This is a genomic window from Mongoliitalea lutea (assembly GCF_014652135.1).
GTDB lineage: Bacteria > Bacteroidota > Bacteroidia > Cytophagales > Cyclobacteriaceae > Mongoliitalea > Mongoliitalea lutea.
Genome location: NZ_BMYF01000003.1, coordinates 58,272 through 74,617, shown reverse-complemented (window position 1 = coordinate 74,617; position 16,346 = coordinate 58,272). Strand labels below are relative to the sequence as shown.

Annotated in this window: 16 protein-coding genes; 9 read left to right on the top strand and 7 right to left on the bottom strand. The window is 41.0% G+C overall.

What is annotated here, in order from left to right; genetic code table 11:
- Positions 1–34: 34 nt before the first annotated feature.
- Genes IE080_RS03170 through IE080_RS03150 form a run of 5 tightly spaced genes read right to left on the bottom strand, consistent with a single transcriptional unit; the run spans position 35 to position 3,648 of the window.
- On the bottom strand, positions 35–1,507 hold the full coding sequence (locus tag IE080_RS03170; RefSeq protein WP_189578997.1) for an ATP-binding cassette domain-containing protein: 1,473 nt from the start codon (positions 1,505–1,507) through the stop codon (positions 35–37).
- Positions 1,507–1,959, bottom strand: coding sequence for a D-aminoacyl-tRNA deacylase (gene dtd / locus IE080_RS03165; protein ID WP_189578996.1), 453 nt, complete (start codon positions 1,957–1,959; stop codon positions 1,507–1,509). The genes IE080_RS03170 and dtd overlap by 1 nt, the downstream gene beginning before the upstream one ends.
- Before the next feature lies 1 nt (position 1,960).
- Entirely contained in the window at positions 1,961–2,677 is a 717-nt protein-coding gene (locus IE080_RS03160; RefSeq protein WP_189578995.1) for a Rossmann-fold NAD(P)-binding domain-containing protein, read from the bottom strand.
- A gap of 25 nt (positions 2,678–2,702) precedes the next feature.
- Positions 2,703–3,158: a YkvA family protein gene (locus IE080_RS03155; protein ID WP_229800479.1), complete on the bottom strand. Its 456-nt coding sequence runs from the start codon at positions 3,156–3,158 to the stop codon at positions 2,703–2,705.
- Positions 3,127–3,648: a DUF7935 family protein gene (locus tag IE080_RS03150; protein ID WP_189578994.1), complete on the bottom strand. Its 522-nt coding sequence runs from the start codon at positions 3,646–3,648 to the stop codon at positions 3,127–3,129. The genes IE080_RS03155 and IE080_RS03150 overlap by 32 nt, the downstream gene beginning before the upstream one ends.
- A gap of 116 nt (positions 3,649–3,764) precedes the next feature.
- On the opposite strand from IE080_RS03150, the gene IE080_RS03145 reads away from it, so the two are divergent.
- Entirely contained in the window at positions 3,765–4,061 is a 297-nt protein-coding gene (locus IE080_RS03145) for a HesB/IscA family protein (RefSeq protein ID WP_189579164.1), read from the top strand.
- 410 nt (positions 4,062–4,471) lie between these two features.
- Positions 4,472–4,900 carry a hypothetical protein gene (locus IE080_RS03140; protein WP_189578993.1) on the top strand — a complete coding sequence of 143 codons (429 nt, stop codon included), beginning with the start codon at positions 4,472–4,474 and terminating at the stop codon, positions 4,898–4,900.
- Between the two features lie 149 nt (positions 4,901–5,049).
- On the opposite strand, the gene IE080_RS03135 is transcribed toward IE080_RS03140, so the two are convergent.
- Entirely contained in the window at positions 5,050–5,574 is a 525-nt protein-coding gene (locus IE080_RS03135; protein WP_189578992.1) for a hypothetical protein, read from the bottom strand.
- A gap of 120 nt (positions 5,575–5,694) precedes the next feature.
- Here IE080_RS03135 and IE080_RS03130 point away from each other — a divergent pair, with 120 nt between their 5' ends.
- The 7 genes from IE080_RS03130 (at position 5,695) to IE080_RS03100 (ending at position 14,912) form a co-directional block, all read left to right on the top strand.
- Complete coding sequence (locus IE080_RS03130; RefSeq protein WP_189578991.1) at positions 5,695–7,287, top strand: ATP-dependent DNA ligase; 1,593 nt, start codon at positions 5,695–5,697, stop codon at positions 7,285–7,287.
- Positions 7,277–9,727 carry a ligase-associated DNA damage response DEXH box helicase gene (locus tag IE080_RS03125; protein ID WP_189578990.1) on the top strand — a complete coding sequence of 817 codons (2,451 nt, stop codon included), beginning with the start codon at positions 7,277–7,279 and terminating at the stop codon, positions 9,725–9,727. The genes IE080_RS03130 and IE080_RS03125 overlap by 11 nt, the downstream gene beginning before the upstream one ends.
- Before the next feature lie 424 nt (positions 9,728–10,151).
- Positions 10,152–10,763 (top strand): fumarylacetoacetate hydrolase family protein, encoded by a 612-nt coding sequence (locus IE080_RS03120; protein ID WP_189578989.1) that lies wholly within the window; start codon positions 10,152–10,154, stop codon positions 10,761–10,763.
- Positions 10,750–12,603: a M23 family metallopeptidase gene (locus tag IE080_RS03115; protein ID WP_229800478.1), complete on the top strand. Its 1,854-nt coding sequence runs from the start codon at positions 10,750–10,752 to the stop codon at positions 12,601–12,603. The genes IE080_RS03120 and IE080_RS03115 overlap by 14 nt, the downstream gene beginning before the upstream one ends.
- Positions 12,604–12,621: 18 nt before the next feature.
- Positions 12,622–13,071 (top strand): thioredoxin-dependent thiol peroxidase, encoded by a 450-nt coding sequence (gene bcp / locus IE080_RS03110; RefSeq protein ID WP_189578988.1) that lies wholly within the window; start codon positions 12,622–12,624, stop codon positions 13,069–13,071.
- A gap of 10 nt (positions 13,072–13,081) precedes the next feature.
- Positions 13,082–13,933 (top strand): transketolase, encoded by an 852-nt coding sequence (locus tag IE080_RS03105; RefSeq protein WP_189578987.1) that lies wholly within the window; start codon positions 13,082–13,084, stop codon positions 13,931–13,933.
- 1 nt (position 13,934) lies between these two features.
- Positions 13,935–14,912 carry a transketolase family protein gene (locus IE080_RS03100; RefSeq protein WP_189578986.1) on the top strand — a complete coding sequence of 326 codons (978 nt, stop codon included), beginning with the start codon at positions 13,935–13,937 and terminating at the stop codon, positions 14,910–14,912.
- A 49-nt stretch (positions 14,913–14,961) separates the two neighbouring features.
- Here IE080_RS03100 and IE080_RS03095 read toward each other — a convergent pair whose 3' ends face one another.
- Positions 14,962–16,344, bottom strand: a complete 1,383-nt coding sequence (locus tag IE080_RS03095; RefSeq protein WP_189578985.1) for a TolC family protein — start codon at positions 16,342–16,344, stop codon at positions 14,962–14,964.
- Between the last annotated feature and the right edge of the window lie 2 nt (positions 16,345–16,346).

Here is a 16,346-nt window from a genome sequence, read left to right as displayed (position 1 = left end):
CCCTTCCTACAATTCCCGAAGATTATCAAAAGCCTTAAACTGGATGGAGTTCTAGCGTTTTTGACACTCCATTAGGAATATCTTCTTCATAATGAGACACATAAATTAATCCAATAGAAGCAATTTCTAGTATAGCCTCCGAAAATAGCTTGAATCGTAGGCGTTGTCCTGTATCCAATCCCTGTGCTCCTTCATCTATAATCAGCAACTGTGGAGATTTTATCAACGCTCTTGCGAGTAAAAGCATTCGTTGTTCCGCTAAAGGCAATTGATGAAAGAGCAATTGTGCTTTGGTAGGCAACTGTAACAACTCCAACCATTGGATTGCTTTGGATTCTTGTTCCGGCGTTGGTTTTTTGAACAATCCCATGGTGTCGAAAAAGCCCGATAGCAGGACTTTCCATACGGTTTGATTTCTAGGAAAAAAGCGGCTGAGTTCAGGAGCTACAAATCCCGTGGGCTTTTTGACATCCCAAATACTTTCTCCCGTTCCCCGTTTTCGGTCAAACAATACAATATCATTTGCATAAGCCTGTGGATGTTCCCCGATCAATAAACTGATCAAGGTTGATTTCCCCGCTCCATTAGGCCCTTTCAGCAACCAACGTTCCCCAGGTTTCACTTCCCAAGACAGCTCCTTCAAAATCCATTTTTCCCCGTAGCGGACAGATACTTTTTCCAAACGGACCAAGGAATGTACTTTAGTCGAAACAGTTGATGCAAGTAGATTCCGGAGCTTTTCCTTATCTACGGATGGATGAGAATCTTCCCGTGGCGAGGAAATTTGAAGAATGGATTCCCTTTCCACTACTTCCAATCGCTTGTTTTGAAGCACAGCAATATGTGTCAACGATTTCGGGATTTCAGCAGGAATCGTACTTATCAAAATATGTACACCTACCGCTTGGATGTTTTTCAAAATTTGGTCAAAAGAAGCCCTCGTTTGCACATCCAACCCTGTCATGGGATGATCCATCAACAACAATTTGGGCTGCTGCATCAAAGCTGCGGCAATCGCCAAGCGTCTCGACTCTCCATTGGATAATTTAATCAGAGATTCTTGCTGCAAATGCTCCAAATGCAAGAGTTGGATGACAGCAGGCAGTGTCCAAACGCCTGTGCGCTTTGGACTATTTTTGAGATAGACTTCCACGGAAACAGTATCCTCTGCATCCATGGAATTGAAGCGCTGCTGATAGTAAAAGTTCTGGAGATTGGATTTATTGCGAAAAGGATAGTCCTGCCCCACATAAGCAATCAAATCCCGAAAAGAATTCACCACTCCCAAACGGCTTTTCTCGTCAATATAGGCTTGAGCAAACGGTCTTGTAACCTTTCCCGACACCACCGAACGGTTGCCTAAGAGTAATTGCAAAAAATCAGTCAGCTGCTGCCCTTCTTCCCCAATGATTGCCCAATGTTCGCCTTCATTCCAAGTAAAATCCAGGTTTTCGAATAAGACCCGTTGTCCCTGCTGAACGCTTACTTGATGCAATTGAAGTAACATTAGACCTTATTTTTACTGTCCATGATGATGGTGACCGGTCCTTCGTTGACCAAGGAAACTTTCATATCAGCACCAAATTCTCCTGTTTGAATGCCTTTTCTCAAGTCAGTTTCCAATACCTGGATAAATTGCTCATAAATAGGAATGGCTATATCCGGTTTGGCCGCTTTGATATATGAGGGGCGGTTGCCTTTTTTAGTACTGGCATGTAAGGTAAACTGGGAAATCAATAGAATATCCCCTCCACAGTCCAAGATACTTTTATTCATCACACCTTGCTCATCGGGAAAAATGCGTAGGTTGACAATTTTCTTGCTCAGCCATTCCATATCTTCCTGACCATCGGCTTCTTCTATTCCTACTAAAACCATCAACCCTTCACCAATAGCCCCCTTGATCTCTCCATTGATCTTGACTGATGATTCGGATACACGTTGGATAACTGCTATCATATCAATAATCGAGCATTTCGCTGTTGGAGATGACCTGTACTTTGACTGATTTCGCTTGGTTTGCATGATCAATCATGGCCTTGGCCACCTGACGGTCATAAATCGGGCAGTACTTTTTGTACATCTTAAACCAGACCATGGGCTTGGTGATGATTTTGGCAAACTCCTCTCCTAGTCTGAATTCCGAACGATCTCCTAACAGCAAGGAAGGCTGCATCAATCCGAGGTATTCGAATGGAATCACCTTCAGGTCTTCCTCCACCTCACCTTTGACCTTGTTGTAAAATACCTTGGATATAGGATCTGCACCGATGGCCGATACATACATCAGGCGGCTTACCCCTTGTTGATACAACCAAACAGCGGATTGCACCACAAAATCATGGTCTATTTGATAAAATTTCTCCTTCGAGCCTGCTTGTTTGATGGTGGTTCCTAAGGAACAAAAGGCATGCATGGTCACTGATTTTTGGGAAATCTTTTCCCAAAGTGGAAAAATTTGCCCGCCGAGATCTTCCTCCCGAAGCATACGGTCTAGGTTCCAAGACTGTATTTGGGTAAAGTCACCAGTGATCTGAATAAGTTTCTCGTGTTTGAGGGCTAGTTTTCTTCTGCCCACTGAAATGACGTATTCGTAGCGCTTGTCCTGGAGCAATTGATGCATCAGCTGCTTTCCAATCAAGCCAGAAGTTCCAATAATAAATGCGAGTTGATTCATGAATAGTTGATTCTTTCCAAGTCCTTTATTTGGACAATGTTTGATTTTTTTCCCAAGCCAAAAACTCTTCTACCTCCTGTTTGATGGCATTATAGACCGCTATCAACACCGATAAATCATCCGCATAGCCGATGACAGGCATGATATCGGGAATAATATCCAATGGGGACACAAAATACACCAAGCCTAGGACGATAAGCATCAGGGATTTGGAGGAAACTTTAAAATCCCCTCGTTTGTGGGCCTGTATCATGCGTTTAAAAACCATGATAGGCTCCAAGGCTTCCTGCACTTTGGGATGATGGCTGACCTGCTCCAGCTTAAACACCACCTGCTGCTGCAATTTCTTCAGTTCACCTTCTTCGCCCAAGATACGCTCAGCCTGCTTTTGGTACATCAGCTTAGCTTTGGAGAAGAAGTCGGTGGTATGTTCGCGGAAAGAGCTCATGTTAGAAGAAGATACGGATTTCGTTTTTGACATTTTGCAGAGCTACCTGAATGGCATCCGAACGCTGATCCAGAGAAAGCTGGAAAATGCGCTTAGCTAAATCTATACCCCTTGCGTCCTCAGGCATATCCTGTAAAGCGGTATTGCATAAGGTAACGACTGATTCTGTTGCTCTACGGACGGATTCCCAAGTTTCTTCGGAGAAATACACCTGCTGAGCCAGGTTATGGTTGAATTCCTCCCGTACTTCCGTCAGTAGCTGTCTATGCAAATCTGCTGCCGAAAATGTAGGATTGTTCACTCTTCTGATCAGATTATTCGGTGTGATACGCTCTAAGAGCAAACACAGACGCTCTCCTGCCTGCAAGCGGATGGGAAGGATGGTTTGGGTATTTTGTGTTTTGAGGTCTACCAAAAGCTTTTCCCGCTCTTTGTTGAGGAAAGACATGACTGTCAGATACATTCCGTAAATCACGAGTCCTGCGGGTAAGACAATTTTCAACAAATCTGCAATGTACTCCATGGGTGTAAGTTATTAAGCTTCGAATATCCGAAATTATTGAGCAGGATAAAACCTTGTTTTTGGTAATTTTGCAAGAAATAGATGAACTTGCTAACGCAAAAAGCGCTTATACGGACATGATTGTACCCATAAAAATATCAGAAAAAGCCCAGGAAGAGATTAAAAACATCATGCAGCATAAAAATATCCCTGAAAACTATGCCCTTCGCGTAGGTGTCAAAGGTGGTGGCTGCGGCGGTATGGCCTACCAACTCGGTTTCGACAAAGCTAAAGAGGGCGATCAGCAATTCGATGTGGATGGGATACCTGTGTTGGTTGAAAAGAAGCACTACATGTTTCTGATGGGCATGTTGGTGGATTTTTATGAGGGGAATGATGCGAGGGGATTTACGTTTTTGAAGGATGAAGGATGAAGGTAGAACGATGAAGGGTGAGGGATGAGGGTCCACGAATTTCACTAATTTTTACGAAGATTTTAGTAAGACATACTTTTTGAAAATTGGATCACAAGCTGGCTTTTGGAAGCTTTTATATTTTTTTTTCGCATAGCTCAGCTATTTGTACTAATATTCCCTTTTTTAGTGAGTCGTTTCTTAAGAGAAAAGCATAAAATGTTTTCGGCCTTTTCAATAACATATTTAGATTTTTGACTTGAACGGGAAAAACTTTGCTGTGAAAATGGTTTTATTTATAAAAAAATAGCCTGTTACAAATATTTAATCTTGCTTAAATAAAACTAAAACGATCAATTTGAAGTGAAATCTCCTTGAATTAGGTTGTTTTTTAAATGATTTCAATAATTTTGTTAAAAAAAGCTTAAAGTATGAAAAAGCAATTCACGCATGTTTTCTTCATTATTATATTTACATTAACTATCGCTTGTTCCTCCGAAAAAAATGAGGGGGATAATTCAGAGATTTATACAGAGGCAAATGTCTATCATCAAAGCAGCCTAGATGCTAGAGAAGAAATCATGGAAATCGAAAAGTTGTTGAAAGAGCGGGAGATTGATTTTTCTGAATTAAAAGAGGAATTGAAAATTTGGGACAAAGAAATTATCGAGGTGCCTGGATTTGAACATTCCCATGATGATGAGTTTCAACGAAAATACCATGTGCATAACCGTATGAAGCCATTTTCAGCAGAAGAACACCTAGAATATCAAAAAGTAATGAATGCAGAAATCAAGACTTTACTTGACAGTTTCAAATTGCTTACGGTAGAGAAAATTATGGACGAGGATGAAGGGTAATTAAACAACCTTTATTCCTTGTTTTCTAGAATTGATTGCTACTTTAGCATGAATAAGGCGTTCTTGAGAAGTTGGTTTATTCATAAATTTTCATAAAAAACGCATTTTATATTGCAAAATCTTCCAAGAATCCTTTTTCATGAAAGAAGTCAATCTAAGCCACCCATATCAGGGGCACATAAGCTGATATTATTTCTGTCAAATGCTGCGCGGCTGTTATCATTCCCTCCTACATTCCCTACAGTAAGATAAATATTGTATTCAGGGCCAGAATCGGCTAGGTGAATTTTAATATGTCCATCGAAATTTTTAAAATCTTCAAACGTCAATACACGTCCATCAGATAGCACATCCATCTTTGTTACACTTTTTAATGTACGGATATCAACAGGATTAAATAAAAATGCGATTGGTGAATCCGCTTGGTCATAGCTCCCAAAATGCAAATGTACCGGAAAGAAGTACGGAGTTGAATCTTTAGGTCCATCTAAGGTTATTTCCATTTCCAACTCTCCGGTATTTAACTCCCTAAGGGTAGCCATGCCGGTGTATGCAAAGTCGGAACTTTGAAATAGTTGGTAAGTCACTTCATTTCGGGTGTATCTTCTATCATCCTCTTTGTTGCATGCAAAGAAAATTAAACTAATAAAAAGAATGCTGAGTAACTTTTTCATTCGTGTGTGGTTTTATCAATAATACGCCGGAAAAGGCTATTTTGTTGAACAATTACAAGTTAATTAAATCTCTTGGAACGAAATGTGACTTGATTCACATTTCTGAGCAATAACCCAACTATGAAAGATTTTGTTGCGCTTTTCAATCGCTTGGACCAAAGTAACAAAACGAGTGATAAATTACAGGCGTTAAAGACATATTTTTTATCAGCAAATGATCAGGATAAACTTTGGACGCTAGCCTTATTTACTCATAGACGCCCCAAAAGACAGGTGAATACTCGCTTGCTAAGAGAATGGTGCTGCGAATTAGCTAACATACCGGCGTGGTTATTTGAAGAGTCGTATCAAACGGTGGGAGATTTAGCTGAAACGATTGCTCTTCTCTTACCCCCACCAACCGAATCATTGAATCAAACCTTGAGTGAATGGATAGTTTTTCTAATGAATTTAGAAGGGTTGGAGGAAGATGAAAAAAAGAAACAAATCCTTACAGCATGGCCATGTTTGGATAAGGAAGAGCGATTTATCTTCACAAAATTGATCACAGGTGGCTTTCGGGTTGGAGTTAGTCAGCAATTAGTCATTCAGGCTTTAGCGGATGTTCTGAACTTAGAGAAAACTGATGTCACCCACCGATTAATGGGCGATTGGAACCCCCTAAATGATAGCTTTGAAAGCCTTCTTCTAACATCCAATCTATCAGATGATTTATCAAGACCTTATCCTTTTTATTTAGCCCATCCAGTGGAATCTTCTTTCATGGAAACAGAGAATCCACAAGATTGGCAGGTAGAATGGAAATGGGATGGAATCCGCGGACAATTAATCAAGCGTAAAGGAGAGATTTTCATTTGGTCACGTGGGGAGGAATTAGTGACTGAAAAATTTCCCGAATTGGTGGATGCAGCTGCTTTACTTCCAGATAATACGGTGTTGGATGGAGAAATTCTGTGTTTTCAAGGTGACCTTCCCCTACCCTTTGCGCTTTTACAAACTCGGATTGGGAGAAAATCTTTGAGTAAAAAAATCCTTCAGGAAGCTCCAGTTTCATTTTTCACCTACGATCTTTTAGAACTGGAAGGAAAAGATTTCCGCTCACAGCCATTGAAAATTCGTAGAGCTCATTTAGAAGAAATGTTGATGGGTTTTGAAACGCCTCGCATACAGTTATCAGCGACTGTTGAAGCTGATAGTTGGGAGAGTTTGAAAGAACTACGGAAAAGCTCGCGAAAGCGAATGGCAGAGGGTTTTATGTTGAAACACAAGAACTCTCCTTACGAGGTTGGAAGGAAGCGAGGTAATTGGTGGAAATGGAAAATTGATCCACTGACGATTGATGGAGTACTGATTTATGCCCAAAAAGGACATGGACGAAGAGCTGACTTGTTTACAGATTTCACCTTGGCTGTCTGGCAAGAGGATAAATTGGTCCCTTTTACGAAAGCTTATTCGGGTTTAACGGATGCAGAACTGAAAGAAGCGGATCAGTATATTAAGAAAAATACCCTAGAAAAATTTGGCCCTGTGCGAACTGTAAAACCAGGGTTAGTTTTTGAAATAGCCTTCGAAGGAATTCAAGAAAGCCCTCGACATAAGTCAGGCATTGCACTCCGATTCCCTCGTATCAATCGCTGGAGAAAGGATAAAGGAATTGAAGAGGCGAATACCTTGACTGATTTAAAAGAATTACTTTCGCTTTATGGAGGATAAGGAATTAGAAGTTGGCTACACTTATTTTAAGCAAAAAGGGTGGAAACCATTTGATTTTCAAATAGAAGCTTGGAAAGACTTCTTAGCAGGAAAATCAGGAATCCTCAATGCTCCTACTGGAAGTGGAAAGACATTTGCCTTATGGTTCCCACCTATCTTGGATTATATCCGGAAGCATCCCCATAACTGGCAGAAACCTAAAAAGATGGGCATCCAAGTCATTTGGATTACCCCTTTACGTGCCTTGGCCCAAGACATTCATCAAGCCATGCAAGGAGTTTGTGATACTATTGGATTACCCTGGAAAGTTGCCGTCCGTAATGGAGATACCGATGCCAAAACCCGTGCGCAACAAAAACGAAAGCCTCCCCAGTGTTTGGTCACAACCCCAGAAACTCTTCAACTTTTACTCAGTCAAAAAGATAGTGCAGCAACCTTTCAAGAGGTCAAATGCATCATTGTAGATGAATGGCACGAATTAATGGGAAATAAACGTGGTGTTCAGGTCCAACTAGGATTAGCTTACATACAGAGCATATTGCAAAAGGATATTCAATTATGGGGTATATCAGCGACTATTGGGAATCTAGAAGAAGCCAATAGAATATTACTTGGAATAGACGCTCCTATTCATATAGTCAAAGCAGACATCCAAAAAGAAATTGCCGTGCACACGGTGTATCCGGATGAACTAGAAAAATATCCTTGGTCAGGGCATTTGGGTTTGAAGTTGTTGGATAAAATTATTCCCATAGTAGAAAAACATAACAGCCTGTTATTATTTACCAATACCCGCGCGCAAACCGAAATTTGGTATCAGAAAATTATGGAGGCACGTCCTGATTGGGCGGGATGGGTGGCCATGCATCATGGTTCCTTGGATATGGCCGTTCGCACATGGGTAGAAGAAGCTTTGCATCAAAATAAACTCAAATTGGTAGTCTGCACTTCAAGCTTAGATTTGGGAGTGGATTTTAGGCCGGTAGATGCCGTGATTCAAATCGGAAGCCCCAAGGGTGTTGCCCGTTTTATGCAAAGGGCTGGAAGAGCAGGTCATCAGCCCGGATTGCCTTCCGAGATCTACTTTGTTCCGACCAATGCTCTTGAACTCATAGAAGCTTCTGCGCTTCGTTATGCCATGGAAACCGGTGACATGGAAAGTATCCACTGCCCTACAGGTACTTACGATGTATTGATTCAATTTTTGATCACCTTGGCAGTTGGGGAGGGTTTTTATCCTCAGCCCACTTACGCGTTGGTGAAAAACACCTATACCTTTCAAGAATTAGAGCCGGAAGAGTTTGAATGGGTTCTGCATTTTATCACCCAAGGAGGAGAATCCTTAAGAGGCTATGATGAGTTCTCCAAAGTGGAAATCGAAGCAGATGGGCGCTATAAAGTTCACGACAAACGAACGGCCATGCGCCACCGATTGTCCATGGGAACTATCGTGAGTGACCCTATGTATAAAGTTCGGTTTAAGAATGGGACCTTTTTGGGAATGGTTGAAGAATACTTTATCTCCCGATTAAAACCTGGAGATCGCTTTTTCTTTGCAGGTAGGACCTTAGAGTTTATAGCCATCAGGGACCTGAGTGCTATTGTGAAGCAATCCAATAAAAAGACGAGCAATATCCCTTCGTATATGGGGGGTAGAATTTCGCTGACCTCTAAGCTTTCGACTATCATGCGGACCATTTTGGAGAATGCCGCACAAGGATCATTTTACTCCCAAGAAGTGGCCTACCTTGCTCCCTTGCTAGACTTGCAGCAGCGGCTTTCATTGATTCCTGACTCCCAGACATTCTTGATTGAAAAGTGCATTTCAAAGGATGGCCACCATGTATTTTTCTATCCTTTTGAAGGGAGAATGGTGCATGAGGTATTGGGTGCACTTGTAGCCTACAGGATAAGTTTGAACTACCCGATTACCTTCAGTATTGGGATGAATGATTATGGTTTTGAATTGCTTTCCGATGAAGCTATTCCGATCGATGATATTTTGGAGGAGGATTTATTTACGGAGCAAAACCTTATGGAGGATATACAGGCATGTATTAATGAGAGTGATATGGCCAAACGGAAATTTAGGGATGTAGCCACGATTTCGGGCATTATCTTCCAAGGGTATCCAGGCAAACCCACCAAGTTGAAACATTTGCAGTCCAATAGCAGCATTATTTACGGGGTGTTTGAAGATTACGATCCTGATAATCTTTTGCTTAAACAGTCCCGTCGTGAAGCTTTAGAGATGCAAATGGATAAGGATAGCGTATTGAATGCTGTTCAAAAAATTAATCAACAGCAGATAGTCCTTAAATATCTAGGGCAATTTACACCGTTTTCATTCCCGATTTTGGTAGATCGCCTTCGAGCATCACTTTCTTCCGAATCCTTGGAAGACCGAATCGCCAAAATGCGTGCGACGATGATTGATTGAGAATTAGCTCTCGCAGAAGGCGGGGAATACGCAGAAAATATTTAACACAGATAAACAAATGTTTTGCACTGATTTACACAGTTATTTTGCTGTCGCAAAGCTGGAAAAGTTGAGCTCTACTATTTGGATTAGATTTACTGATTTTTTCAACTATAAATAGACGAAAAAAACCATGTTGGCTTGTTTGCTTAAAAAAACATAACTCCGACAGGAGTTAAATCCCGAAGGGTATTAGCCCCGAGTCGCCACTCGGGGTAAAAAAGGATTATAACCCCCCTAGCCCAACTCCGATAGGAGTTGAATTAAACTGGGTACTTCCATTATTCATGTATCAATTTTTAACATAAAAACCCCGTCTAAAGACGCAATAGCTGCCAAATTTTCCCCAAAAATCCTTTTCTTTGCTAGCTGAAAAGAAAAACCCATGAAAGTCATCGCTATCGGAAGAAACTACGCCGAACATATAGAGGAACTCAACAACGAAAGACCAACTGCACCTGTTGTTTTTCTTAAACCTGACGCCGCTGTCCTTAAAAATAATGCTCCTTTTTACCATCCTGATTTTTCACAAAACATCCATCATGAAGTAGAATTGGTATTGAAAGTATGTAAAGAAGGAAAGTATATACAGCCCCAATTTGCCCATAGATATTTTGATGAGATTGGTATTGGTATAGATTTCACTGCCAGAGACTTACAGGATACATGTAAAACCAAAGGATTACCATGGGAAATAGCTAAAGCATTTAATGGATCTGCTCCGGTAGGTTCGTTTCTGCCGGTGTCAGCATTTAAATCCATGAACGACATCAATTTTCATTTGCTCATCAACGGGGAGCTGAAACAAAAAGGCAATACCTCTATGATGCTGTTTGATTTCAATGCGATTATAGCTTATGTCTCGCAATTTTTCACCCTGAAAAAAGGAGATTTGATTTTTACAGGTACTCCGGCCGGTGTAAGTAAAGTTAGCATTGGAGATCGTTTAGAAGCATTTATAGAAGACCAAAAACTACTGGACTTTGAGGTTAAATAGTTTCTTTTTCCTGCTTTGCTTTTGGCTTGGCATATCCCAACTTACCATTGCCCAAGACTATTTATTTCCTGTTAAACCAGGTCAACGGGCGGCGCTGTCCGGAAACTTTTCTGAAATAAGACCAAGCCACTTCCATTCAGGCATTGATGTTAAAATCGGTGGTGTCGATGGAGAACCCATCTTGGCAATTGCGGATGGATACATCTATCGAATGAAAATTTCCACTTATGGTTATGGAAATGTTTTGTATTTAAGACATACCGATGGCCAATCATCCGTCTATGCACATTTGAGAAACTTCTCTCCTAAGATCATGGAATTCATGCGAAAAGAGATGTATTTCGCTAAAAAAAATGAACTGGAAATATTCCCCGATCCTGATTTTCTTCCTATCAAAAGAGGAGAAATTATTGGAAATGGTGGAAATACAGGGAGTTCGGGAGGCCCGCACCTTCATTTCGAAATCCGAGATACCTTAGATCGTGCCATTGATCCATTTATTTATCGCTTTAGGGAAGTAGTGGACAACACTCCTCCAGTCATTTACAAGATGGCTATCCGTCCAATCGGTATGGATAGTAGAGTGAATGGTTTGTATCAACGAATAGAAGTAACTCCTGTACTGGAAGGTGGTACGTATGTGGTCAAAGAGCCTGTAAAAGTTAGTGGCAAAGTCGGTATTGAAATTCATTCTATTGACAGAATGGATGGTTCCACCAATATTTTTGGAAATCCCATTTATGAGTTGATGGAAGATGGCAGACCAATTTTCAAAGCCAACCTGCAACACGTGGATTTCAACAAGGGGAGATTCTTCTTTTCTCACATGACCAACAACCGGTTTAAGCGCCTGTACAAGGTTCCCAATAACATTTTGGAAATTTATGAGCCTGATTCAACATGGTCAGGAGCCATCACTGTTAAACCTGAACAACGAAAAAACATTTCGGTAAAAGCCCAAGATTTTTTCGGAAATTCCAGAACGGTGAAAATGACATTACTTGGTGAAGAAGCTCCGTTTTTTTTGGGTAATAGAAACATCAGTAACACGAAGGGGACATCCATTAAATTTGATGGGCCCTTAATGATTATCGAAACAGGAACTTCAGATATTGGAACTTTAGCGAAAGTTTGGGTAAAAAGTCATGAAATGGAAATGGCCCCTATGTATGTCAGTAATTCCCATAGAATCTACAAATGGGATATGCGCTATGGGATTCCTGAGCAAATTGACTTATGTACTGAGATGGTTTTTCCGTCTGTTATTGCACCTATTCCATTTGGAGAAGAGCGATTGATTGCCAATCAACAAGTCGAAATCACTGTCCCAGAAGAAGCTACTTTGGATGATTTGTATTTGAGGATAGAAAATCAAAGCAATCGTCTCAAAATCAATGATACGGATGAATATTTACGCTCACCTATTGAAATCCTTTGGAAAGAACCCCTAGGAAGTCCTGATAGAGATCGCACCCATGTATATGCACTTAATAGGAATGGAAGTAAATCTTTTGTGGGCGGTTCTTGGGAATTAGGAAATATCCGTTTCAAAACCAGAAACTTTGGTACTTTTGTACTCGATACCGATAGCAACCCTCCTAGCATTACTCCAATCCGTGTCACTGCTGATGAACTGAGGTTTACTATACGGGACGATAAATCTGGAATTAAGGATTTTGAGGCTTTGGTTAATGGAGAATGGGTATTGATGCGGTATGAACATAAGCAAAATGTAATCTGGTCTGAGAAGTTGACCAAACAACCTTTTAAAGGAGAGGTTGTATTGAAAGTAAGGGATATGGCAGGAAATGAGGCCACCTTCAAAAGTTCAATCAATTAAAACTTAAAACCAAAAAACATGGCGTTAGAAATTGGTAATCCAGCTCCGGCATTTGAAGCAAAAGATCAACAAGGCAACATCTTGAAATTGTCTGATTTCAAAGGGAAAAAAGTTGTCCTCTATTTTTATCCAAAAGACAATACTCCTGGCTGTACCGCACAGGCATGTAATCTAAGAGATAATTACGATGATTTGCTAGCGGCTGGTTATGTTGTATTGGGTGTGAGTTCAGACTCTGAAAAATCTCACCAAAAATTCATCGAAAAGCAAAACCTTCCTTTCCCCCTATTAGCTGATGAGGACTTGAAAGTTCATGAGGCCTACGGTACCTGGGTGGAAAAATCCATGTATGGCAGAAAGTATATGGGAACAGCCCGTACTACATTTATCATAAATGAGGAAGGGATATTGGAAGAAATCATTGAAAAAGTAAACACAAAAGAACATACCAAACAAATCCTCAAATAATTCCAAACCAATGGAAAATAAATCAATCGAACAACTCAACGACATCTGTTCACAGGTTAGAAGAGATTGCTTGCGCATGGTTCATGGCGTGCAATCCGGTCACCCTGGAGCAGCATTGGGCCTCACGGAGTATTTCGTGGCGCTTTTCTTCAAAGAAATGACTCATAACAATCAGTTCCAGATGGACGGCAAAGGCGAAGACCTCTTCTTCCTTTCCAATGGACACGTTTCCGCCTTATGGTATGCTGTATTGGCTAGGTCAGGTTACTTTGGTGTTGAAGAGTTGGGAACTTTCCGAAAAATCAATACCCGCCTGCAAGGACACCCTGCTACCGAAGAAGGTTTGCCAGGTATCCGCATTGCCTCTGGTTCATTAGGTCAAGGACTTTCTGTAGCACTTGGTGCTGCACAAGTCAAAAAGCTTAACGGTGATGACAAATTAGTCTATGCTGTCATGGGAGATGGTGAGCAGCAAGAAGGTCAAGTATGGGAAGCTGCTATGTATGCGGCCCATTACAAAATTGACAATGTGATTGCTGCAATCGACTACAATGGCCAACAGATTGATGGTCCGACCGAGAAAGTGATGGACTTGAAAAACCTAAAAGCCAAATGGGAAGCATTCGGTTGGGAAGTGATTGATATCAAAAAAGGAAATGATATGGAAGCTGTGTTAGCTGGTCTTGCACAAGCGAAAGGCCTAACCGGAAAAGGTAAACCAGTTCTAATTCTGTTGTATACAGAAATGGGCTACGGTGTGGACTTTATGGTAGGTACCCATAAGTGGCATGGCATTGCTCCAAGTGATGCTGAATTAGCAAATGCATTGGGACAATTGAAAGAAACCTTAGGAGACTACTAACATGGAAAAGACATTAGATCTAAAATTTACATACACAGAGAAAAAAGATACGCGTTCAGGTTTTGGTGATGGCTTATTGGAAGCTGGAAGACAGAACCCAAATGTGGTAGGTCTTTGCGCCGATTTGATTGGTTCTTTAAAAATGGGTGCCTTTCAGAAAGAATTTCCTGAGCGTTTTTTCCAAGTAGGTATCGCCGAGGCGAATATGATTGGTTTGGCAGCGGGGATGACTATCGGTGGAAAAATCCCTTTCACAGGTACATTCGCTAACTTTTCCACCGGTCGTGTGTATGACCAAATCAGACAGTCAGTTGCTTATTCTGGCAAAAATGTAAAAATCTGTGCTTCTCATGCTGGTTTAACCCTAGGAGAAGATGGTGCTACGCATCAGATCTTGGAAGATGTGGGGATGATGAAAATGCTCCCTCACATGACTGTCATCAATCCTTGCGATTATAATCAAACGAAGGCAGCAACCTTGGCTTTAGTCAATCATGAAGGTCCTGCATACCTGAGATTTGGTAGACCTAGCTGGCCAATATTCACTCCTAAAGATCAAGAGTTTGTAATTGGTAAAGCCTGGAAAATGATTGAAGGTACGGATGTGACCATCTTTGCAACTGGGCATTTGGTATGGGAAGCTGTAGTAGCTGAAGCGATGTTGAGAGAAGAAGGAATTTCTGCTGAGGTGATCAATATCCATACCATCAAACCTTTGGATGAAGAAGCTATTTTGGCATCAGTTGCTAAAACCGGCTGTGCTGTTTCTGCGGAAGAACATCAAATCAATGGTGGATTGGGTGATAGCATCGCTCAGACCTTGATTCGAAATAATCCTGCTCCATTGGAATATGTGGGTGTAATGGATTCATTTGGTGAATCAGGAACCCCAACCCAATTGCTTGAGAAATATGGCCTAAATGCTGAAAATATTGTGAAGGCTGCAAAGAAAGCGATTGCTAGAAAGATGAGCTATTGAATAACAGAAAAAATGATAAAACCCGGCAGAGCCGGGTTTTATGTATATGTTACTCTTCAAATCCTAGACCTGCTGCATTGAGCATTTTGGCGTAGGCAATTTTTCTACGAGCGGCCAGGTTGTTGAGTGTTACTCTAGCACTGATTAAGCTAACTTCCCGAGCGTTCACAAGGAAGAGTGAGGACTCTCCTACTTCAAATCGCATCATTTCTCCGTCCAATAACTTCTGAAGACCATCCACATTATTAGTGAAAACCACCAATTGCTGACCTACCGTCTCAAAATTAAAAATCTCTGCGTCTAGTTTGTTTCTCAATTGTAAAAACTTGAGATCTCGCTCATAATTCTTGAAACTCAGTTTTGCTCTTGTGACGCCAAGACCACCTCTTTCTTTTCTAAGGAACAAAGGAGTAGCAATCGTAAATCCATACTTATAATTATTTTCCAAAAATGGAACAACTTCCGCTTGGCTGAATGTTTCCGTTAGAAAATTATAATTAAATTTTGCTACGGGTAAGAGTAAGTTAGCTTTAAACCTGCGTTCTACTTCCAATGTTTCAATATCGAAATCTGTCAGGCGTAGTTCTGGATGCATACTGACATACCCTCTCAAGGATTCTGGTAGGTAATCAACGATAAAAGGATCTAAGACATTTTCTGGAAACACATCTTCTACTAAATCCACAGGCTCCTCGTTTTCATCCCACAAAAATGTGTTCAACATTTGAGTGGATTTAAAGAAATTGATCTGAGCTGATTGAAGGCTGAAAAGACGATCCTGCACTTGGGTGTAAGCTTCCACAGTATCAATGGCAGGAAAGTCTCCTTGAACAAAGCTTTCTCTCACCATTTCAAATCTCTGAACGGCTAATTCGTAACCTTCTTCAAATACTTTGACGTTTTGATAGTCTGACGCCCATTTCCAGTAATGATCCGTTGCATCTAGATACAGATCATTCAAAAACAGCTGACGCTCTACAACGGTAGCTTCTCTAAAGATTTGCGCTTGTCTTAAAGCTGCTCTTCGTTGGTCAATGATCAAACCCTGCCCCAAATTGAACGATGCTCCAGCAGCAAATAAGCCACCAGCAGGAACAGTCCGTTCGCTATTTAGAAAGACACCAGAGTTTTGTTCTAACAAGCCTTTCAACTCCACACCGCCCATGGTTGGAATGGATATTCCGGTCTCTTGAATATCAAAATAATCAGAGTTATTGAATCGCTTGCGATCCCTCTGGGTGTAAATTTTAGGATCAAAACCTCCCCTTGCAGCACGCAGCTCCTGCTTACCAAATTCCAAGTTAACATCCGCTTGCTTGGCAACAGGATGATAGGATCGTACCCAGTCCATATAGGTTTCGAAATCCAAAATCTCTTGCGCAGAAATAGTATATGAAATGAAGCTAAAGCAGCATACTAGAATTGCTCTCATCA